The 21,699-nt window shown below is 37.4% G+C and carries 20 protein-coding genes; 6 read left to right on the forward strand and 14 right to left on the reverse strand.

Annotated elements, in window-relative coordinates:
• The first annotated feature begins 36 nt into the window (after positions 1-36).
• The gene (cutC, locus tag AB1I62_RS11935) at positions 37-666 is read left to right on the forward strand and encodes a copper homeostasis protein CutC (RefSeq protein WP_002356490.1); all 630 of its coding nucleotides are present in this window, start codon (positions 37-39) and stop codon (positions 664-666) included.
• 117 nt (positions 667-783) lie between these two features.
• Here the strand turns inward: cutC and mgtE are convergent, their stop codons facing one another.
• Genes mgtE through AB1I62_RS11955 form a run of 4 tightly spaced genes read right to left on the reverse strand, consistent with a single transcriptional unit; the run spans position 784 to position 4,561 of the window.
• Positions 784-2,145 carry a magnesium transporter gene (gene mgtE / locus AB1I62_RS11940; RefSeq protein ID WP_002362548.1) on the reverse strand — a complete coding sequence of 454 codons (1,362 nt, stop codon included), beginning with the start codon at positions 2,143-2,145 and terminating at the stop codon, positions 784-786.
• Between the two features lie 30 nt (positions 2,146-2,175).
• A complete protein-coding gene (locus AB1I62_RS11945) occupies positions 2,176-3,069 on the reverse strand; it encodes an RluA family pseudouridine synthase (protein WP_002356487.1) in 894 nt (297 codons plus the stop codon).
• A gap of 7 nt (positions 3,070-3,076) precedes the next feature.
• Positions 3,077-3,874: an NAD kinase gene (locus AB1I62_RS11950; protein WP_002356486.1), complete on the reverse strand. Its 798-nt coding sequence runs from the start codon at positions 3,872-3,874 to the stop codon at positions 3,077-3,079.
• 12 nt (positions 3,875-3,886) lie between these two features.
• Positions 3,887-4,561 (reverse strand): GTP pyrophosphokinase family protein, encoded by a 675-nt coding sequence (locus AB1I62_RS11955; protein ID WP_002356484.1) that lies wholly within the window; start codon positions 4,559-4,561, stop codon positions 3,887-3,889.
• A gap of 196 nt (positions 4,562-4,757) precedes the next feature.
• Here AB1I62_RS11955 and AB1I62_RS11960 point away from each other — a divergent pair, with 196 nt between their 5' ends.
• The 3 genes from AB1I62_RS11960 (at position 4,758) to AB1I62_RS11970 (ending at position 7,625) form a co-directional block, all read left to right on the forward strand.
• Positions 4,758-5,336 (forward strand): CYTH domain-containing protein, encoded by a 579-nt coding sequence (locus AB1I62_RS11960; RefSeq protein WP_048737918.1) that lies wholly within the window; start codon positions 4,758-4,760, stop codon positions 5,334-5,336.
• Positions 5,337-5,399: 63 nt separating this feature from the next.
• Positions 5,400-6,059, forward strand: coding sequence for a ClpXP adapter SpxH family protein (locus AB1I62_RS11965; protein ID WP_367019311.1), 660 nt, complete (start codon positions 5,400-5,402; stop codon positions 6,057-6,059).
• A gap of 225 nt (positions 6,060-6,284) precedes the next feature.
• Positions 6,285-7,625 carry an ISL3 family transposase gene (locus AB1I62_RS11970; protein ID WP_127978659.1) on the forward strand — a complete coding sequence of 447 codons (1,341 nt, stop codon included), beginning with the start codon at positions 6,285-6,287 and terminating at the stop codon, positions 7,623-7,625.
• A 70-nt stretch (positions 7,626-7,695) separates the two neighbouring features.
• On the opposite strand, the gene pepF is transcribed toward AB1I62_RS11970, so the two are convergent.
• The 4 genes from pepF to spxA form a co-directional block, all read right to left on the reverse strand.
• Entirely contained in the window at positions 7,696-9,507 is a 1,812-nt protein-coding gene (gene pepF / locus AB1I62_RS11975; protein WP_048737916.1) for an oligoendopeptidase F, read from the reverse strand.
• Between the two features lie 47 nt (positions 9,508-9,554).
• On the reverse strand, positions 9,555-10,733 hold the full coding sequence (locus tag AB1I62_RS11980) for a competence protein CoiA family protein (RefSeq protein ID WP_048737914.1): 1,179 nt from the start codon (positions 10,731-10,733) through the stop codon (positions 9,555-9,557).
• Between the two features lie 87 nt (positions 10,734-10,820).
• On the reverse strand, positions 10,821-11,483 hold the full coding sequence (locus AB1I62_RS11985; protein ID WP_048737912.1) for an adaptor protein MecA: 663 nt from the start codon (positions 11,481-11,483) through the stop codon (positions 10,821-10,823).
• Positions 11,484-11,825: 342 nt separating this feature from the next.
• Positions 11,826-12,224, reverse strand: coding sequence for a transcriptional regulator SpxA (spxA, locus tag AB1I62_RS11990; RefSeq protein WP_002356477.1), 399 nt, complete (start codon positions 12,222-12,224; stop codon positions 11,826-11,828).
• Between the two features lie 359 nt (positions 12,225-12,583).
• Between spxA and trpS the strand changes: the two genes are divergently transcribed.
• Positions 12,584-13,594: a tryptophan--tRNA ligase gene (gene trpS, locus AB1I62_RS11995; RefSeq protein ID WP_002356476.1), complete on the forward strand. Its 1,011-nt coding sequence runs from the start codon at positions 12,584-12,586 to the stop codon at positions 13,592-13,594.
• Positions 13,595-13,635: 41 nt separating this feature from the next.
• Here the strand turns inward: trpS and AB1I62_RS12000 are convergent, their stop codons facing one another.
• Positions 13,636-15,351, reverse strand: a complete 1,716-nt coding sequence (locus AB1I62_RS12000; RefSeq protein ID WP_048737910.1) for an ABC transporter ATP-binding protein — start codon at positions 15,349-15,351, stop codon at positions 13,636-13,638.
• A 308-nt stretch (positions 15,352-15,659) separates the two neighbouring features.
• On the opposite strand from AB1I62_RS12000, the gene AB1I62_RS12005 reads away from it, so the two are divergent.
• Complete coding sequence (locus AB1I62_RS12005) at positions 15,660-16,373, forward strand: HAD family hydrolase (protein WP_104859221.1); 714 nt, start codon at positions 15,660-15,662, stop codon at positions 16,371-16,373.
• A gap of 36 nt (positions 16,374-16,409) precedes the next feature.
• Here the strand turns inward: AB1I62_RS12005 and elrE are convergent, their stop codons facing one another.
• The 5 genes from elrE to elrA all read right to left on the reverse strand — a co-directional run bounded on the left by elrE (position 16,410) and on the right by elrA (position 21,653).
• Positions 16,410-17,435 carry a transmembrane protein ElrE gene (gene elrE / locus AB1I62_RS12010; RefSeq protein WP_002376547.1) on the reverse strand — a complete coding sequence of 342 codons (1,026 nt, stop codon included), beginning with the start codon at positions 17,433-17,435 and terminating at the stop codon, positions 16,410-16,412.
• A 74-nt stretch (positions 17,436-17,509) separates the two neighbouring features.
• Complete coding sequence (elrD, locus tag AB1I62_RS12015) at positions 17,510-18,286, reverse strand: WxL domain-containing protein ElrD (protein ID WP_002362542.1); 777 nt, start codon at positions 18,284-18,286, stop codon at positions 17,510-17,512.
• Between the two features lie 39 nt (positions 18,287-18,325).
• Entirely contained in the window at positions 18,326-19,108 is a 783-nt protein-coding gene (gene elrC, locus AB1I62_RS12020) for a WxL domain-containing protein ElrC (protein WP_002384097.1), read from the reverse strand.
• 1 nt (position 19,109) lies between these two features.
• The gene (elrB, locus tag AB1I62_RS12025) at positions 19,110-19,478 is read right to left on the reverse strand and encodes an LPXTG anchor domain-containing protein ElrB (protein WP_002356469.1); all 369 of its coding nucleotides are present in this window, start codon (positions 19,476-19,478) and stop codon (positions 19,110-19,112) included.
• 3 nt (positions 19,479-19,481) lie between these two features.
• Positions 19,482-21,653, reverse strand: a complete 2,172-nt coding sequence (gene elrA / locus AB1I62_RS12030) for an enterococcal leucine-rich protein ElrA (RefSeq protein ID WP_048737904.1) — start codon at positions 21,651-21,653, stop codon at positions 19,482-19,484.
• Positions 21,654-21,699: the final 46 nt, after the last annotated feature.

Raw genomic sequence — 21,699 nt, forward strand, 5'->3', positions numbered from 1 at the left:
CAATGCCTGTGAAGAAAAAGCAAGGAGCGATAAGAAATGATTAAAGAATTCTGTGCCGAAAATTTCACTAAGATTCCCCAAGCCATTCAAAAAGGTGCGAATCGCATCGAATTATGCGATAACTTAGCCGTGGGTGGAACGACGCCAAGTACTGGTGTTATTGAAGAAGTCTTAGCATACGCTGGCGAACATTCTGTACCAGTGATGACAATCATTCGTCCTCGTGGCGGCAATTTTGTCTATAATGATATTGAATTAAAAATTATGCATACCGATTTAATCGAAGCAAAGAAATTAGGAACCGACGGCATTGTTATTGGCTGTTTAACTGAGGACGGTTGGTTAGATGAAGAAGCTTTGGACTTATTCATTGAAACGGCTGAAGGCTTGCAAATCACTTTCCATATGGCTTTTGATGCCTTGTCGAAAGAAAATCAATTTAAGGCGATCGACTGGTTAGCTGAGCGTGGTGTGACGCGTATTTTAACTCATGGCGGGCCAGCTGGTACCCCTATCGAAGACAACTTTGATCATTTAAAAGAATTAATTGTCTACGCAGATCAACGGATTCTTATTTTACCAGGTGGCGGTATTTCCACAGAAAACGTTCAAACTGTGATGGACACTTTAAAAGTCACAGAAGTCCATGGCACAAAAATTGTTTAATTTCTTGTATCTAAAAAAGTGAGGTAGCCGTCGTATTAACGGCTACCTCACTTTTTTGATTTCAAGCAAACCAACGAATCCTTTTACCTCAGTCTCATGATAAATAAGTGCAATTTTTTAAACAAAATAACGCATAAACATGCTGGCAATATTGAAATAAATTAATACACTGGTTAAATCACTTAAGGTAGTAATAAACGGGCCACTGGCAACTGCTGGATCAAACCCTAATTTATCCATTAACATTGGGATTAAACTCCCTGCTAAATTCGCCACAGTAATTGCACAGAGCATTGCCATCCCAATCACAAATCCAAGCGGAAGATTATGTTGCCACACGCCAACCACAATCATAATGGTTAAACCTGTCACAGCCCCCGTCACTAGTCCCGTGAGTACTTCACTTAAGATTAAGCGACCAAAATTACTATCCTTTTCATCTTTCATAGCCAAACGGCGTACCGCGACCGCCAATGATTGTGTCCCGGCATTGCCGGCTGTTCCGGTAATTAAAGAAATAAAAACGGCTAAAATACTCGCTTCGCTAACTAACGACTCATAATTACTGATTAACGAGGCCGTAGACATCCCTAAAAACAATAGCGTAATTAACCAAGGTAATCGTTTAGAAGCGGCTTTTAAAGGGTTCTCACTAACTTCTTCAACGTCGACCCCGGCTAAACCAGAGTAGTCGCTAGCGGCTTCATCATCGATAACATCAATAATATCATCAACTGTTACAATCCCCAACAAATGATCATCATAATCTGTAACTGGCACAGCTAAGAAGTCATAGTCACGAATTGTTTGCGCGACATCTTCTTGGTCATCGCCAACATGAACTGAAATAACCCGTTCATTCAAAATATCAGCAATCAAGGTATCATCATCATTAACAATTAAATCCCGCAACGAAATAACGCCGACTAAATGATTTTCTTGGTCGACTACGTAAACGTAATAGATTGTTTCCGCCATGTCCGCTTGATTCTTTAAGACGTACATCGCAGAACGCACTGTTTGATTCGCCACAATCGAAACAAATTCGGTGGTCATAATCGCCCCAGCAGTTTCATCTTCGTAATGAAGTAACTCTTTAATTTCGCCTGCTTCTTCACTACTTAACAAACTAAGATATTTCGCCTTTTGACTCTTATCTAACATATTTAGTAAATCCACCGCATTATCGGTATACATCTCAGCTAACATATCTGCTGCATAACTTGGGCGCATTTCAGCTAAATAATCTTTCATATTCTCATTATCTTCTTCGATAACATCAAACATATCCGCTAGTTCTTTCGGAGATAGGTAATTGTATAAATGTTGTCGGTCTTTTTCATCTAACGATTGGTAAAATTGTCCTTGTTCATAAATGTGTAACGCTAAAAATAGCTCACGAAATTCGTTCATTTGTTGATTTTTTAGCGTTTCTAAAAGAAGGGCAAATTGCTCTTCCATTTCTTGGCCTTCATTCATCTTACACTTTCCCCTCCTGCCTCTTTATTATTATAACGTATCATCTACACTTTTCATATCCTCCGCTAGTGGGGAAATCAGATGAACCGTTTCTTTGGTAAAAGGATGAGTAAAAATTAGTTCCATGCAATGCAACGCTTGCCGCTCAATTCCTTGATCCATCTTTCCATGATACATCTCATCCCCTAACAATGAACAGCCAATTGCTTCAAAATGTACCCGAATTTGATGTGTTCGTCCTGTATGGAGCTGAATGCGCACAGCTGCTGCTTGGGCTCCTCTTTTTGCGAGCCAATATTCTGTACTAGCAAATTGACCTGTTTCGATAACTTGGCGTTTTAATAAAGAGGACAAGTCGCGCCCAATTGGCTTTTCAATCAATTGATGCTCGCTTAACTGCTCAATCGCTCCACCAACAAGGGCATAATAAATTTTTGTCACTTTTTTTTCTCGTAATTCTTGGTCAATTAAAGCATGAGCAAAGCCGTGTTTCGCAAATAACATCAGCCCAGAAGTATCTCGATCTAAACGAGTCACGACATGAATAACTTGATTCACGTAATTTTGACGCTTGTAATAGCCCTTAACACGATTCGCCATCGTTCCTGAAGGATGATACTGAGCAGGTATCGAGGCAATGCCAGCAGGCTTATTAACTACTAAAAAATGATCATCTTCAAACACAATTTCAATCGGTTCATCATCTGTTAATAATGTCTCATGTTCCGCTTCATCTGGAATCGTCATTTTAACGACATCGCCAGTTTGTAAAGGATAGATGGCATTTTGAACGGTCCCATTCACTTGAATTTTACCACCCTGAAATTTCACCTTAGCTAATAACCCTTTTGAAACGCCTTGTTCCTTTAAAAAATATTTCACTTGTTGTGTTGTTTCTTTGTCGTATGTCCATTGAAATTCCATCGTTTAATTAATCCTCACCAATAAAGGCATCTTTCACTCGATGCCAAAAATGCATGTGCCGATAAGAGGCAAAATGAATCCGTTCGTCTGCAATTCGATAGCAGACGGAAGCGATATTTTCTTGATAAATATCTAATTGGTCCACCGTGACAAAATAATCATCACTTTCCTGTAATTTAATCTCCAGCCACTCCGTATGTGCGATTACAATCGGTGACCCCAATGTTCGAAAGACACGATTGTTTAAGGAGGCGATTTCGGTTAACTGAAACGCATTAATGCTAGGATGCAAAACAGCTCCACCAATACTTTTATTATACGCAGTAGAGCCGGTTGGGGTCGAAATCGACAACCCATCACCACGAAATCGTTCAAACAGTTCGTCTTTAATAAACACATCGCCCACCATCGTCCGGTTTCCTCGTTTAATTGTTGATTCATTTAATGCTAAAAAATGTTTATCTGGTTTCCCATCTCTAAACCGAATCCGCACATCTAATAATGGATAACTCGTACTTTTTTCACGATGAATACACAAACTCTCAACTAGTTCTTTTAATTCATAATCACGCCAATCTGTATAGAAACCCAAGTGTCCGGTATGTACACCTAAGAAACTTACTTCGTTTAACAGATGATTAAATCGATGAAAAGCGGAAAGAAGCGTACCATCTCCGCCGACTGAAATCACAAGTTCAGGTTGACGATTGTCTATTTGAATTTGGTTTTGCTCTAATAGTGTTGTCAGTTGTTTTGTGACTTGTTTCGATTTTTCTTCCGAGTTATGAACAATCGCCACTTTCATAAGCAGACTCCTTTACTGATTTTCTGGTGTTTCGTTTTTAATTTGCTTATAGTATTCGTTTTCTAGCAATCCACGGCCATGAGAGAAGTAATGTTGTGCTTCTTGAATTTCTTCACGAATAGATGACATTTCTTCATCTAATAAATAGGCTGCCTCTGCCGCTCGCTGAAGGCGTTCTTTCATTTCTTCAGGAAAGACACCTTGATATTTATAATTCAAAGAATGTTCAATCGTTGCCCAAAAATTCATGGAGAGTGTCCGAATTTGGATTTCGGCCAAAATAATCTTTTCCCCGGTGACTAATTGCACAGGATATTCCACTACCACATGGTACGAACGATAGCCACTTTCTTTTTTATTTTCAATGTAGTCCCGTTCTTCCACAATTTTTAAGTCTTTACGATTTCTTAAAAGTGCGACTACCTGGTAAATGTCTTCCACAAATTGGCACATAATCCGCAAACCAGCAATGTCTTGCATTTCCTCTTCAATCCGATTTAAAGGAATATGCCGAATAGCCGTCTTTGTCAAAATACTATCTACTGGTTTCACACGTCCTGTAACGAATTCAATTGGTATGTGTTTATCTTGCTCCCGAAATTGTTTACGAATACCTCGTAGTTTTACTTTTAATTCGCTGACCGCCTGTTCATATGGCGCTAAAAACAGCTCCCACTCTCGTTCCATGGTAGATCCCTCAATTTCCTTGAATTTCATTCACTGATTATTTTACCACAGTCCTCCCTAAAATAGGGTGTTATTCGCTATTTGATTTCCAAACGCCTTTCATTAGAAAAATTTTTCACAGAGAAGACCACTTTTCTTGACGGAAACCTATATAATATGTGAAAATTGGAGTGATTTAAGAAAGAGAGAGAACCCCATGAGTGAGCACTTAGAAATTGAATTTAAAACATTAGTTAGTCCGCAAGATTTCAAACGATTAATCGACCATTTTGCTATTCAAAAAACGGACTTTTTTACGCAAACAAATCATTATTTTGATACGGACGATTTTCAATTAAAAGCACAACGAATGGGCTTAAGAATTCGCGTATTAGCAGATCGTGGTGAGTTAACCTTAAAAGTTCCTGCGCCAGAAGGATTATTAGAAATCAATGACCCTTTATCGCTTGAGTCGGCGAACCACTTTATCAAAAGGAATCACCTCCCTACTGAGGGGGCTGTGGCGAAGAAATTACAAGAATTATGTATTGAAATCGCCTCGATCCATTTAATTGGTTCATTAAAAACAGCACGTGCAGAAAAACAAATTCCTCAAGGACTACTTGCGTTAGACGAAAGTTGGTATAACCAACAGCACGATTTTGAATTAGAGTTAGAAGTTACTGAAGCTGAAAGCGGCAAGCAAGCGTTTCAAACATTAATGGCTGATTTGAACATTCCCATTACGCTTGCACCTAACAAGATTCAACGCATGATGCGGACCACTGCCCCTTAGTATTCGAAGCACTGACGTTCTGGCACCTGTATTTGAAAAAGCATGGCATTGGAGGAAGTATGAATGGTTGAAATTTATTTGTTCGTCAATCCTTTAGGCGGCGTCTGTTTAGAAATTGAAAAAGAAATTATACAATTGTCTGTTAACGACAAGAAGAAAATACAATTGCGCTTTATCCCTTTATTAAACATGAAAACGATCAATGAATTTTTGAGTCGTCAACATATTCCGATTAATGACATTAAACGACGGAATCGAATTTTTGAAGATTTATACTCAGCCGCTCTTGACTATAAAGCAGCACAGTTACAAGGCCGAAAAAAAGGCCGACAATTGTTGATTGGCTTACAAAAAGCAGTAGCTGAAGACGGTCTAGCTTACTCTCCTGAGTTATCAGAAGAACTACTTCTAGCGGCCGGCGGGGATATTGATATGTATCGTAAAGACCGACAATCCGATTTTGTCAAAGAATCTTTCCAAACCGACCAAAAAGTTGCTCGAGAAATGGGGATTAAACAACATCCTACCGCAGTCGTTTACAACTATACTTGCGAGAACGATTTCGGCATTTTAGTCGAAAATTTTGAAAACATGGATGAAATTAAACAACTTTGTCGTGTCCATCCACATAACGAACCGTTGCTGGACCAAGGTGACGCAACCTTTGAATTTAAACGTCGCTCCAATTATCATTTTCCAAATGGAGATTTACATTTATTATAAAAAAGATGCTGCGAGAAAAGCGGTTAACTGATTATCTTAAGAGTTAAAAAGTGGGCTATAAGTCATTTCGACTTATAGCCCACTTTTTTTTTGGGCTCTATAATATCTAGTGTTGGTGACGCCTTCTGTTGCCAATACTTTTTCTTTTTTCTAATAAACGCAAACAGACACCTTGAAATCCTTTAGAATAAAGTCGACGAAAACCATTCAAAGGAGTGTTTCAAGATGTCCTATTCAGAGTTTACCAAAGAGTTACTAGATATTCTAGACCTAAATCTTATCTTTCATGAAGATGCCTTTCGCAAAGAGCGAATCAATGACGAAACATGTTTTGTTTTTGATGGCACATTGACCTATCAACCAGAGGAATGCTTCCATTGTCACTATCAAAATAAGCAAACGATCATTAAATGGGGCTGGAAAAAAGTATCCATCTTATTGAATGATGTCAGTAACTACAAGACCATTCTGCGGATTAACAAACAGCGCTTCAAATGTAAACACTGTGGAAAGACTTTTTTAGCAGAAGATTCAGTTAGTGATCGTCGCTGCTCCATCGCCCGCAGAGTCAAACAAGCCATTCTTGAGCTATTAAGTGAGCCTATTTCTATGTCTTTGATTGCACGTATGAAGCACATTTCTCCGACCACTGTCATTCGAATACTTCGCAGCCTTCGGCCTAAAACCGTTTCTTTGAACCAGCCGTTACCAGAAGTGGTGTGTTTCGATGAATTCAAATCGGTGAAAAACGTCTCGGGAGCCATGAGCTTTGTCATGATGGACGGCAAGACCCATCAACTGATTGATATTGTGGAAAATCGGCAACTCAATCCTTTACGCGACTATTTCTTGCGCTACCCTAGAAAAGTCCGTGAACAAGTGCGTCTAGTGGTTTCAGATTTCTATACACCTTATCGCACATTGGTGAAAGAGTGTTTTCCGAATGCCCGAATCGTCGCCGATCGCTTTCATATTAGCCAACACATTGGTCGGGCTTTTACCAACCACCGAATTCAAGTAATGAAGACCTTTAAAAAAGGGGATCGTCGGTCGAAGCACTTAAAGAAATACTGGAGACTACTTCAAAAGAATGCGTGGGAATTGAAAGGTCAGCATCGCTACTGGCGTCCGTCATTTCGAGATCATCTGACAGAAGCAGAGATAGTCGATCGGCTATTATCTTATGATGATTCCTTAAAGCGAGGCTACGAAGTCTACCAGGATTTTCTTTCCGTTATCAGAAGACAAGATGTTCCTGAATTCGTCGCGCTCCTAAAAGAAGACTACAAGGAGTTGCCAGAGCACTACCAACCAGTGTTCACGACCTTCAAGAAATACCAAACAGAAATCAAACGAGCGTTGCGCGTTCCCTATTCCAACGGCCCTATAGAATGTTTGAATAACCATATCAAAGTACTAAAACGAATTGCCTATGGCTTTAGAAACTTTCAAAACTACCGAGAACGAATCTTTTTATATCGAGGAAAATATTTTAAGAAAACTAAGAATACTACCCAACTGACTAAAGCCAGAACAACAACACGGCTAGACAAGATAGCTGTCTAGCCGTGTGAGTATCTCGATTATTCTATTGAATTTCTTCACCAACACTCATTGACGAAGAGCCTTTTTTTGTCTATAATTTTTCAACCAAAGCTTCTAATTCCGTTAAACGTTCTTCAAAAACTTTCATTGCATCTTCGATATACGCGGCTTGTGTCATATCCACGCCCGCTTTTTTCATCACTTCAATTGGGAAGTCACTACTTCCTGCTTTCAAGTAGTTAAGGTACTTCTCTAAAGCTCCTTCTTCTCCAGCTAAAATATGTTTAGACAATGCCGAAGCGGCTGAGAAGCCAGTTGCATATTGATAAACATAGTAATTGTAATAAAAATGTGGAATTCTCGCCCATTCGTAACTGATTTCTTCGTCTCTAACTACTTCTGGTCCATAATATTTAGCATTGAGCTCGCCATAATACTCACTCAAATATTCACTCGTTAATGGCGTGCCTTTAGCATCTTCCGTGTGAATAAAATGTTCAAATTCCGCAAATTGCGTTTGACGGAAAATGGTTCCCTTAAAGCCGTCTAAATAGTGATTTAAGACATACGCACGTACTTTAGGATCTGTTTCTGTTTGTAATAAATATTCTGTTAAAATATTTTCATTTGTGGTTGAAGCAATCTCAGCTAAGAAAATTGAATAGTCGCCATAAACATACGGCTGATTATTTCTTGTATAGTAACTATGAACACTATGGCCCATCTCATGAACTAATGTAAATAGTTGATCCAAACTATCATGCCAATTCATTAAAATGTATGGGGCTGTGTCATAAGCTCCTGAAGAATATGCGCCACTTCGTTTTCCTTGATTTTCAATCACATCAATCCAACGACTTGAAAAAGCTTCTTTAACAATAGATAAATAGTCTTCACCTAGTGGTTTTAAAGCCTCAATTGCTTTTTCTTTTGCTTCTTCATAGCTGTAACGAATTGGTGCTTCACCTAGCAAAGGCGCATACAAGTCGTACATGTGTAATTCTTCTACGTTTAATAATTTTTTTCTTAATTTTACATAACGATGTAGCAAAGGTAAATGTTTATTTACTATAGCTACTAATGTTTCGTGAACACTTTCAGGGATATGATTACTTGCTAAAGAGGCTGCCCGAGCAGAATCATAATTTCTAATTTTTGCTTTATAATTATGCGTTTTAACATGTGCACCTAAAGTTGAGGCTAATGTATTTCTAAATTGTTTGTACACTTTGTACAACCCTTTAAATGCTGCTTCACGAACAGATGGATCGACACTTTCCATTAATTGACCATAAACGCCATGAGAAAGTTGAATCGTTTCGCCTTCAGCATTTTGCACAGTTGGAAATTCTAAGTCTGCATTATTTAAAATTGAAAATGTATTACTTGAGGCACCAAAAATTTCACTAGCCCCCGCCAGTAAAGCTTCTTGTTCCATCGATAAAACATGGGGACGTTCATCTAAAATATTTTGAATATAGTGACGATAAACAGCTAATTTCGGCTGCTCTTCAAAATATCCCCAGATTTGTTCATCACTTAATGTTAAAACCTCTGGGTCAAACCAAGAAACAGCTTCACTAACTTGTGCATATAAAGAACTAGCTCTGGCATATAAAGCTTGGTAAGCTGTATTTGTAGTGTCTTGATCATTTTTTAAATGAGAATAGACATATAATGTTTCCACTTTTCTATAGACATCTAAAACGTATTCTAACGCAGCTAGAAAAGCTTCTGCACCATTCCCTAAGGTACCTTTAAATGATTCTGCTTGATTTAGCTCTTCTGTCAACTGATTATACGCAACATCAAAAGCAGCATCATCTTTAAAAATTTTGGTTAAATCCCAAGTCAATGGAGTTGGAACTTCATCACGTGTTGGTAATTGTTTAATTTCGCTCATAGTTTACTCTCCTTTAAGAAACGTTTTACTCATTATACTATCATAATTTAACACGTGTGACTAAAAAAATGTTGTTTTTTCACTTTTTTTAGCCAATGAATGAGCTTTTCAGGATCTTCTCTTAGGAAAATACTAGTTATTAGGTACTTATTGTTTACTTTAATTAACACATAACATTCTTGTAACCATCTCAGTAAGTTATTTCCCACAATTTTAAAAAGCTTTTTTAAGCCAATATTCGGCAGTGGCTGCCAAACAAAGTTCCCTTCTTCCAAAAAAATAGCTTCCAAGATACGCCATAGTTCCTGTTTGGTCACTAAACACCCTTCTTTGGTTTTTAGTGCTTCCCAAACAAGCATTTTTAAATGAATATCTTCTTCAGAAGAAGGTAATAGCTTCAATCCAGGATAGTAAAACCAAGGAGGTAACTGGAGAAGGTGACAACCTTTCGTATATAAAAAGCTCTGTGTTCTAAGCAACTGAGCATTTCTGTAACCAAGTTGTTGCGTCAATTTTTGATAATAATCATGCATCAATTGACCAGTATGCCGTCTATCTGGCAGTAAATTTAAATTAGCGGTCGGTAGTCGGAAGATTTCTAGTAATTTTTTTTCGTAAAAATCCCATGATTGTTTTCTTCTATAAAATTGTTGACATTGACTCTCTTCAATATGACAAAGTAACTCTATTCGTTCTTGCTTCTTATTGGCCGTCCATAAATAAAATCCCAAGGACTCCGAAAAGTAAAGGAATTGTTTCGTTAATTGCGTGAGCTTGTCTTTAGGCACTAATCGTTCACCTAAAATCCAAACAACTTGATAGCCATGAGCTTGATAAGTCTCCGTCCGTTCCACCAAACGTTTAATCGGCAATGGACTACATTGAATTTCAATGGCTATCTTCCCAATGAGTAAATCTGGGCGTTGCTTCAAGGTGGGTAAGTATGCCTCAACTTGAAAGGACAGCTTTTCGCGTAAACACTTTTCCGCAAAAAGCTGCTTCAAGCGGAGGTGTTCTTCTGTTTCAGCTTCTGCTTCGTACCAACAACTATTCTTTTTACGATGAGCAAAATGGGGTATTTTAATGGGGCCTGCCTTCAAAATGACCGATTGATGACACATTGGACACACAAAAGCTTGTTCGCTTCGTATCTGTGTTAATTCATCAATCGAGCAATCGATTAAAGAAAATAATTCTTGGTTGTCTGCCGTTAAAGCTGTTAACATGATTTTCACCTCTCATAAATAAACTACGCAAAGTTTCTTAATTTTCATCAAAAAAAAGCAAAAACTCGAAAGTTTTTGCTTTTTTGCTTAATCATTAAAGTAATAACGTGTTAATTCCAATGCACTGCGTTCCATAATACAAGTGCCATATTCGACTAAAGTATCCTGAGTGACAGTTGTTTTATGAGCAAATTCTAAAATCTGTGCAATTTCATTGTCAACATTTGTTTTTTCTAATTCATCGGTTAAGAACAAAACTTGTAAGTAATAACGATCGTTGTACGTGTATAAGTTAGTCAAAACAGATTGCATGAAGACTTCTTTGGATAATTGGATCATCGCTTCAAAATTATCTAATTCAAAGATTACATTTCTGTTTGTTTCATCTGTGACTTCCATCTCGTCAAGTTCATCGGCGGCTGCTTTGTCTGCTTCAATTTGTTTGCGAATTAATTCGCTAACATCTGCATTGACTTCGCTCAGACCTTCTAAGGAAGACAAGTCGTCCATAGCGACATTTTTACTAATAAACAGTTCTAAGCCATCATTTTTAGGCAAGACTTGGAAAGTGACTGCTTCACTACCTTGGAATTCATCTTCGACATCAACTTCTTCTAAAATACTATAAAAGAAATTTTCAACATCTTTGTGGTTTCCTAGTAAGTCAAGAAAAGTAATCCCTCTATCCGCCAGGTCTTCGTTGCCAATTAACACACGAATCGTATTTTCATTAATATGTTCCATTTCCATAGCGCTACACCTCTCTTTGCTTCAATCAGGAAACTTCTTACGTTCATTGTAGCGAAAACTACACAAAAGTAAAGTGGAAAGTCTGTAAATCCTCGAAAACTAGCGAACGTTTTATAAACTTTGAACTTTTTTAACGATTGGTTTTTCGCTCCTTCTACCTCTTCATCTTAACGCAGTCTCTCCAAAAAAGATACTATTTTTCCTTGACCACGTTCTGCCAAATCAAATGAATACAAGTTCTAAATATGTATTAAAAAGCCAGAGATAAAAATCCCTGGCCCTAAATTCATATGAATCGTTCTTTATTACAATTAACAAATAAAGAACAAAATTTTATATTTTTTATAAACCTGCCATTAATTGTGCTTGGCGCAATTCCAGTTGTCGAACATCTCTTGGTAAGAATCGGCGAATTTCATCTTCGTTAAAACCGACTTGTAATCTTTTCTCATCAATCATAATTGGCCGACGCAACAATCCAGGGTTTTCTTGAACCAACTCTAATAAATCTTGAAGTGGAAGCTCGTCCAAATCCATATTTAATTTTTGGAAAACTTTAGAGCGAGTAGAGATAATCTCTTCTGTTCCATCTTCTGTCATGATTAAAATTGCTTTTAATTCCTCAATATTTAAAGGTTCAGAAAAAATATTTCTTTCTTTAAAAGGAATTTCGTGCTCTTGCAACCAGGCTCTAGCCTTACGACATGACGTGCAACTTGGGGAAGTATAAAGTGTCAACATTGTGCATCACTCCTTTTCGCGAATCATCGCGTTTCTGAAACAGGGAACTGTACTGTTCCTCTATTTAAAACCAGTATACCTAATTTCTAATAAAAATACTAGGGGTTTTTAAACATTTTTTATTAACTTTGTTTATTTTCCCTTCATTACATCCGTGTAAAATTAGGGTTAATTTTTATGAAATTTTATGGATATTCGTTATGATTCTGTAAAAAAGTAATACAGTTTTCTATTTTTATGGTTGCTGTTATAATTTACTTCTCTTGGTGATTTTTCAAGAAGTTCCCATGTATTTTTTTCTAATAAAATGTATAATAGAACTATTCACTATCTTAAGTCTAAAGTCAGGTGGTTATTTAATGAAAACAATTTTTTCTGGTATTCAGCCCAGTGGTACTCCGACAATCGGAAATTACATTGGTGCGATGAAACAATTTATCGAATTACAAAATGAATACAATTGTTATTTTTGTATTGTGGATGAACATGCCATTACCGTTCCCCAAGAACCGCAAAAGCTACGCCAGCAAATTCGTAGCTTAGCAGCTCTTTACCTAGCGGTTGGTTTAGACCCACAAAAAGCAACAATTTTCATACAGTCTGAAGTGAGTGCCCATGCAGAAGCTGGTTGGATCATTCAGTGCAATACTTCTATTGGTGAGTTAGAACGAATGACACAATTTAAAGATAAATCGCAAAAAAATGGTCGTGCTGGCGTAAGCGCTGGTCTTTTAACATACCCTCCATTAATGGTTGGTGATATCGTGTTGTACAACGCTGACTTAGTGCCAGTCGGAGATGATCAAAAACAACATTTAGAATTAACACGTGATTTTGTGGAACGCTTCAACAAACGTTACGCCCAAAAAAATCAAGAAATTTTAACGATGCCTGAAGTAAAAATCGCTGAGCAAGGTAGTCGAATTATGAGCTTACAGGAACCAACGAAAAAGATGAGTAAGTCCGATACAAATGTGAAGGGCTTTATTTCAATGCTTGATGAGCCAGCAGTGATTCGCAAAAAAATCCGCTCTGCCGTAACTGATTCAACTGGTGTAATTGAATATAATAAAGAAGAAAAGCCTGGCATTACTAACTTACTAAATATTTATTCTGCTGCGACAGGTCAAACTGTTGAGGAACTTGTTCAAGCATACGAAGGCAAAGGCTATGGAGACTTCAAAGCAGATTTAGCAGAAGCAGTAGTTGCCTTATTAGAACCTATTCAAGTGCGCTACCAAGAGCTTCTAGCTTCAGAAGAATTAGATATGATTTTAGATGAGGGCGCAGAAAACGCTCGCCTGGTAGCCAACAAAACACTTCAACGAATGAAAAATGCTGTTGGTTTGGGAAGAAAAGTTCGGCGCTAACCAAACATAATAAAAACCCGCGAAGTTTTATTCGCGGGTTTTTATGTTCTAAATTGAGCATCGTACAGCCGACGATAGTGGCCTCTTTGCGCGTACAAAGTTTCATGTGTTCCATCTTCTAAAATTCCTTGGTCACTCACTACGATTATTCGATCAGCATGTTTAATCGTTGCCAGTCTGTGGGCAATAATTAATGTTGTTCGCCCATCAGCTAACGAGTTTAATGACTCTTGAATCACTTGCTCTGTTTCTGTATCTAATGCAGAAGTCGCTTCATCTAGGATTAAAATCGGCGGGTTCTTCAAGAACATTCGCGCAATTGCCACTCGCTGCTTTTGACCGCCCGATAATTTCACGCCACGTTCGCCAATAATTGTGTCCAAGCCATCTGGCATTAGCTGAAATACATGTTCTAAATGTGCTAATTTCACCGCTTGTTGAATGTCTATTTCTGTAGCATTTAAATTCCCATAAGCAATATTTTCTCGTAATGTTCCAGGGAATAAAAACATATCTTGTTGAACAATTCCAATTTGCTTACGTAATGAAGCCAAGGTCATTTGCTGGATATTTCTACCGTCAATCGTAATTTCACCACTACTCACTTCATAAAAACGAGGCAACAGATTGCACAAGGTCGTTTTTCCTGAACCACTTTGTCCAACGAAAGCAACGGTTTCACCAGGTTGAATTTTTAAATTGATATGGTCTAAAACTTTTGTGCCATCTTCATAAGCAAATGAAACATCTTTATAGGCAATCGTTCCTTCTAAATGCGAAACAGCAACAGCTCCTGGCAAATCTTTGATGGACGGTTGTTTGTCCATTTCTTCCGTAAAACGTTTAAAACCAGCAAATCCTTTGGGATAACTTTCAATCATATTGTTGACTTTTTCAATCGGCCGAATAAAAATATTGGCTAATAAAATAAATCCTACAAACTGACCTTCTGTAATTTCTCCTTTAATTGTATAATACGCACCAAAAATTAATGAAAATAAATTTATCAAACGAATTAATAAGTAATTATAGGCGGAACTGACACCCATCACCTTATAAAAATATAATTTCGATTTTCGATACATTTGATTTAAATAATTAAACTGTTTTCGTTCAAATGGTTCATTTGCAAAAGATTGCGTGACACGTATCCCACTTACTGACGCTTCAATCCCAGCATTAAATTCACCTAAATTATCGTAAATATCCGTATTCGCTTTTGTCATTTTTTTATTAAAATAGCCTAGCGCAATCGTGATAAATGGCAATAAAATAAACGTAGCGATGGCTAATTTCACGTGAATGGTTAACATTAATAAAAAAGAACCTGCTAACGTCATAATCGTAATAAAGACGTCTTCTGGACCATGATGCGCCACTTCCGAAATTTCAAAAAGATCAGTGGTCAAACGGCTCATTAATTTCCCTGTTTTTTGATTATCATAATACTCAAACGGTTGTGTTTGAAGATGTTGATATAATTCTTCACGCATATCTGTTTCAATATTCACGCCTAACATATGACCAAAATAAACCACAATAAATTGTAAAAACGTATTGATTATATAAAATGCAAATAAGCCCGCACTAGCTAATGCAATGAGGCGAAAATCTCCTTTTGGCATAATCTTATCAATTACTTGGTTGACTGCTACTGGAAAAGCCAACTCTAACAGCCCCGCAAAAACGGCACACCCAAAATCCAAAATAAATAATCGACGATACGGCCGATAATACCCAAAAAAACGCTTTAACATAACTCCTTAACTCTCCCCCTTCATTCTCATTCATTATACGGAAAAAGACTGTCTCTTGCAAAATTCTAACTTCTATCAGAACACGTGTTATTTAAGTAACTTTGACTCAAAATCATTTTCACAAACTTTTCATTTATCGTTTCCATTTTTTCGGTAAAAATAACTATAATTGTCTTTTCCCGCAAGGCTTTGATTTCTGTACAAAACCTTGAAATACAGTGAAAAATACTCTATTTATTTGTGAAAATATCGGCTACAATATAACATATGAAAAGTTTTGTAAAAAAGTTAAGAGGTGCACTTGTTAAATGAGAACCATTGTTTTTGATGTTGATGACACGCTGTACGATCAGCAACAACCCTTTCGAAATGCGATGACTAAAATTTTCCCAAACGTTGCGACAGAGGATATGCATGAATTGTATCTTCGTTTTAGACACCACAGCGATGAAACGTTTCCGAAAGTTTTAGCCAATGAATGGTCCCTAGATTTCATGCGGTTTTTCCGGATGAATGAAACATTAAAGGATCTAAACTATCCAGGAATTTCACAAGAAGAAGGAAAAATTTTCCAACAAGTTTATGAAGAAGAATTGGATAATATTACGATGCATCCAGAAGTTACTAAGCTTCTTGATACTTTACAAGAGAAAGAAATTCCGATGGGGATTATTACAAATGGTCCAACAGACCATCAATTTAAAAAAGTTAAACAATTGAATCTTGAAAAATGGGTTCCAAACCAAAATATCATTATTTCTCAAAGTACGGGTTTTCAAAAACCTGAAAAGGAAATTTTTGATTTAGCCTGTAATCAATTTTGTATGGAACCTGAACATACTTTATATGTTGGTGATAGTTATGACAATGATATTGTAGGCGCACGTAATGGTGGCTGGCATTCTCTTTGGTTTAACCACCGCTCTCGTGAACTACCAAGTTGCCAACCTGCATCACACCTTGCAGAAGTCACTTGTTTCACCGAACTTTGTCCGACTGTGGAGAAATTATTTAATCTTTAAAAAAAAGCCGTTCTTCAAATTGAAGAACGGCTTTTTTTATTTATTTTTTTGTTTTTTCAGACGTAAAATGATGAACAGGCAGATTATCAATAAAAGGATCAATAAACCGATTAAGAGATAAATAAGTTTAGATTCCGTTTTTTTGACGGTTACATCTTTCTCATTAAATGTTTTTGCTTCCTCTTTTGAGATCGTAAATTCTTTCGTAAATTGCCATTTTTTTCCTGAGCCTTCCACAGTCATTGCCAATACATACGTCCCAGCTTCCATTTCATTTTCTTCATAAGGAATAGGGAAATTAAAAATTGAATTGGGCGCCATTTGCATATCTTCTTGTTCTTTCTCTAAAATAACGTTATTTGTTTTCTTATTTTTAACATTTGCCGTTACTTTCATTGATTGAAGATAGGCTGCTTCATGGTTTAGCAGTGTTGCAGAAATAACACTGCGCGCATTTCTTTGCGTCGGTTCAACTTTCTCTAAAGACAATTCAGGTTGCACAACTGTTTCATTTTCTCGAAGTAAAACAGCTACTGTATAGGCATAGCGATTTTCAATTGCTAAGCCGTTTGTATTTTCTTTTTGCTTGTCTTTCGTTTCATCGACTTTTTCACTAAACGTGATCCCGCCCGCTAGTTGCCCTGAAAACTCTTCTTTAGGCATCTTCACTCGCAATTCAACTACTTTTTCACTTTTAGCAGGCAATTCAACACTCTCACCGCCGTCTTTCAGTTGAATGATTTCTGATAAATCTGCTGGTGCAGATTTATCTAAAGCTGTCAACGACTCACCATATTCAATCACTCCGTTGCTGTTTGTTGTGGCCGACTTCACACTAACATCAATCACTAAATTTTCATCTGTACTATTGGCCGCTCGAACTTTCAAAATTTGTTCTTGGTCTGGTTTCATCATTAAATCAAAATATGTTTTTGTTTTATCTATTTGGTTTTCTGGAATTTCTGTTTCAACACTAAATCGTAATTCTGCTGCTGAGGTTTCAATCCCAAAAGCAAAGAAATAAAAACTTAGGATCATCAGAATAAAATATCTATTTTTCATTTCGCTCTACACTCCATTTCTATGTAAAGGAGAAAGGCTGAGTTCCCCTCTTCCTTTCTCCAAAAATGTTCTTTTTATACTGGCGTATTAGCTAATGTCCAAGTAATTGTTGTTTTGTAGGCATCATTTAATTTAACTGATTTACCTGGCACTTTTAATTGAACATCTTTCATTACTTGACGGCCGTCAACTTCAGCAATTGAACTAGCATTGCCGTATAAGTATGACCATTTCCCAGCACCTTGATCTGTTGCAGCTACCATCACGTTATGACTTTCACCCACTGTACCAAAAGTTACGCTCGCTAAACTTGTTGGTGCAGCGCTTTGTCCTGCTGTCACAGCTGAAGCATTTTGAAAGACAATTTCAGTTCCTTCAAGTGTCTGACCTTTTGTAGCAGAAGTAAATGCAGAATTTTGTTTTGCAGATAAAGTCCAGCCTTCTAAAGTTCCACGATTATCTGTAATTTGAGCAAATAATGGACCCGTTTTTTCAACATTATTTTTATCTTTTAAAACTTGTGCTGATGCAAAATAGATTTCATCTTTTGTGCTGATGATATTTTCACCAAAGTTTAAACTTGAAGCATAGTCCAAGGTTAAGGGGCCTGTAGAACCTTCATCAACTGGTTTGTCAGGATTTACTGGGTCGATAGGTGTCACAGGATCTTTGCCGTCTTTGTCTTCTGGATCCACTACAGGATTTTTGCTGTTAGGATCTTTTTCATCTGGTGCTTTAAATTTTACAATAGCATCTGTGTCGCGATTAGCCACTTCCTCTGCTTGAACTGGTAGTGTGCCTACCGCGATGGTTGCTAAAATTAAGCTGCTTGCGATGGTCATTTTTTTCATGTTAGTGCTCCTTCTCTTCTATTGTTATAGTTTCAATAATTATACGCTTGGTAAATCAGCGATTGTCCATGTTAAAACAGTTTTGTATTGAACAGCATCTTTTGGTGTTGCTCCTGGTACAGTTAATGTGATCGCTGTATTTTTATCTACGCTTTCACCGTCAACTTCCACTTTTTCAATCCCACCGAACGCACTAAGCCAAGTTCCAGAACCTTGACCTTCAGCGGCAGACATCACATTTGATGAATCGCCAGCTACTAAAGTTACTTCATGCGCAGTTGGTGTGACTGCTTTGGAATTAGACACTGCTTTGTTTTGACTTAATTTAATTTCTGAACCGTCTAAAACTTTATTTAATGTTTCTTTTGTCGCTGTTAATTGTGTTTCTTGTTTAACTGTTAAGGCCCAACCGGCATTCGTTCCGCGTTTGTCGGAAATTTGTACATAATTTGGTTTAGGATTAGTCAAATCAGGACCAGAACCGTCTGCCAAGAAAAAGTATTGTGGATTTGCATAATATTTTTCATCTTTATTTGAAATTTTATTTTTGCCAAAGTCTAGACTAGAAGCATAATCGATACTTAGTGGACCAGTTGTTCCTTCATTTGGCTTATTGCCTGTGTCTGGTGTCGTTGGATCAAAGGGTTCAACAGGTTTTTCGGTATCTGGATTCACTGGATCGACAGGTTTGTTGATAGAGGCATCCGGTGTAAATTCTACGATGGCATTTGATTCATAGTTTTTTTCTTCTGCATTCACTTCTGGTGCAATAGCCACGCCTAAAGTGATAGCGGGGATTGTTGATAAGATAATTTTTTTCATTTTATTGTTCCTTCTTTCTTTTTTTTAAAATAAAACTAGCCATAAAGATGACTATTATTCCGAGATAATTAAACATTTGTTGCTGTTTAGTACCAGTTCGAGGTAAGAAGCCTGAGCCTTTTTGATCAACCGTTTTACTTGTTGAATGCTTCAATGATTCTCCACTCACTGCTGGTATTGCTTCCGACTGCTTGGGGAAACGCTGTGGTATCTTACCATCTGGTTTTTCTTTGTTGGCTGGTGGCTCATACTCGCCATAAAAAGAAACTTCTGCATTTGTCGGATAGGCATTTGTTTCAGCAAATACATCAACTGATGAAATCAATCCTAATAGCAATACGCCGCTAACTATTTTTTTGATAAGACTCACCCCCTATTTTGCACTGCCATCAGGTACGTCCATCAAGTGCCAAGTTAGTTTTGCTTCGTATTCTTCTGCTTTGGCCGTCCCTCCAGGAACAGATAATAACAACTCTTGGTCATTTTCTTTCCATTGATCAGAAATATTTGTTTCTTGGTGTCCATTGACTTGGTTGTGAACAAGAATCGATTGGCCTTCTGGAATGTCCTGTAAGCGATGGTTGGTTCTAAATTTTAAAACATTTGGCAATGTAGCACCTGATTCAGATTTGAAATCAGAAGTAACGGTTAGTGCAAGCGACCAATTATTCCCCGTTTGACGAGTATCTCGTATCACTAATGGTTGATCCATGGAAACAATTGGATATTGGGTCGTACTACTAGCGATTTGTAGCTCATTCCCAAAGGAAATCGCTGTTGGTACCGTTTTGAACCTGACAGAGCCAACCACAGTGACTGTTAGCGCTAATTCATCAATCTTGTAGCCTTTATCATAGACTTCCACGACCAACTGCTGTTTTCCATAAGTTAGTTCTGGTAATAACAAGGCTTTTTCCTTAAATGTTTTAGAATTAGTGGTTGTTTCATCTGCTAATTTCTGGATTTCTTGGCCCTCTTTTTTGACAATAAATTGTAATCTATTCCCAGCATCGACATCTTGCCAATAAAAAGGCAGGGCTGTTTTTTGAAAGTCATCAATATCGATTGTTTTTTCCATCGACTTTTCTATACGCTCTTTTGACCAAGATAGTTTCGTTTCACTTAAGAAAACTTCTTTGACAGGTTGGACGACTGTTCCAGAAAAGTTCCCTAAGTATGCTTTATCTGTTGATTCCCAGATATAAGAAACGCCTTCATGAGTTTTGGGTAACTTCCATTCAAACAGTCCTTTTGTGGCATCGTAACTTCCATAAGGGCTAATCGTCAGCGGTGGAAATAGTTGACCATCACGAGATACCACCTTATTTTTTAATTGCAGGGGTTTCCCAGCAATATAATCGACAGAAGATAAGATAATCATTTGATTAGATACATCTAGCCCTGTAATGGCCGTTAAACCTTTTAACGGACTGATATCTGAAATTTGATTTTCTCCCACATCTAAAACTGTTAGATTGAGTGTTTTCTCTAACGGTGCCAAGGAAGAAATTTGATTGTTTCTTGCATACAGTACACGCAGATTAGGAACAGTGCTTAAAGCTTCCAGACTAGTAATCGTTTGATTCATAATACTCAACTCTTCTAGACGTGGTTTATTCGCCAAGGGCGCAATTGTTTTTAATTGATTATTTTCCACATAAAGACGGAGTAGGTTATTTGCTTCCGTAAGCCCATCTAAAGTAGCAATCTGATTATTGGCAGCCCAAATGGTTTCTAAATTACGAAGAGAACGAAGCGGGTCGAAGGAAGTCACTCGATTATTCGGCGTGATTTTTGACGGATGATCTGTCGTATTTTGGATACTTAAATTTTTTAAAGCAGGCATTCCTTCAAGTCCATTTAATGTCGTTAATTGATTGTTCTCAACATACAAGCCTTCTAAACTAATTAATCCTGCTTGACCTAACGGACTAAGATCAGCTATTTTATTGTTTCTCATATATAAAAAACGTAATAGCTTAAATTCACCTTTAGCAAAAGGACTCAAATCTGTTACATTGAGCGAATCTTGAAAAGATAATTCTTCTAAGTTTCTTAGGTATTGAACTCCTTCCACATTAGAAACAACGACATTTTCTAAAATAACTTTATTCAGTTTATCCAATTCTGCTTGGGTGACAGTATTAGAGGTCCGAGATTTGCTTAACTGTTTTCTGATATTTTCCGCAAAGGCTGGATCAGGAAATAGTGTACTGATAGGCGTCGCTTTATCTAAGACAGCACCTGCGTATAATTGGGGCATCATCAGTTGTGCTTCCGTTATCGCTAGTGCTTCATTTGGCGGCTCTTCACTTGTTTCAACAGTCGTTAACTCTTCTGATTGGGGAATCTCCGAACAACTGGTTGCTGAATTTTGCTCTTCTGCCGATGAAGTTTCTGGAATCTTTTCTTCTGAAACAGATGAAACATTTTCTTCACTGGAGGATGCGATTGTTTCGGTCGTTTCGGCGAAAGTTGTTACAGGAAGTAGCAAACTATTACCCAAAAGTAAGGCACTAACTGCGGAGATGCACATTTTTTTCATAAACTTCACCTCCTGATATTTTCTTAATTATAGTGAATATCAACTG

Source organism: Enterococcus sp. AN402 (assembly GCF_040719405.1).
GTDB lineage: Bacteria > Bacillota > Bacilli > Lactobacillales > Enterococcaceae > Enterococcus > Enterococcus faecalis.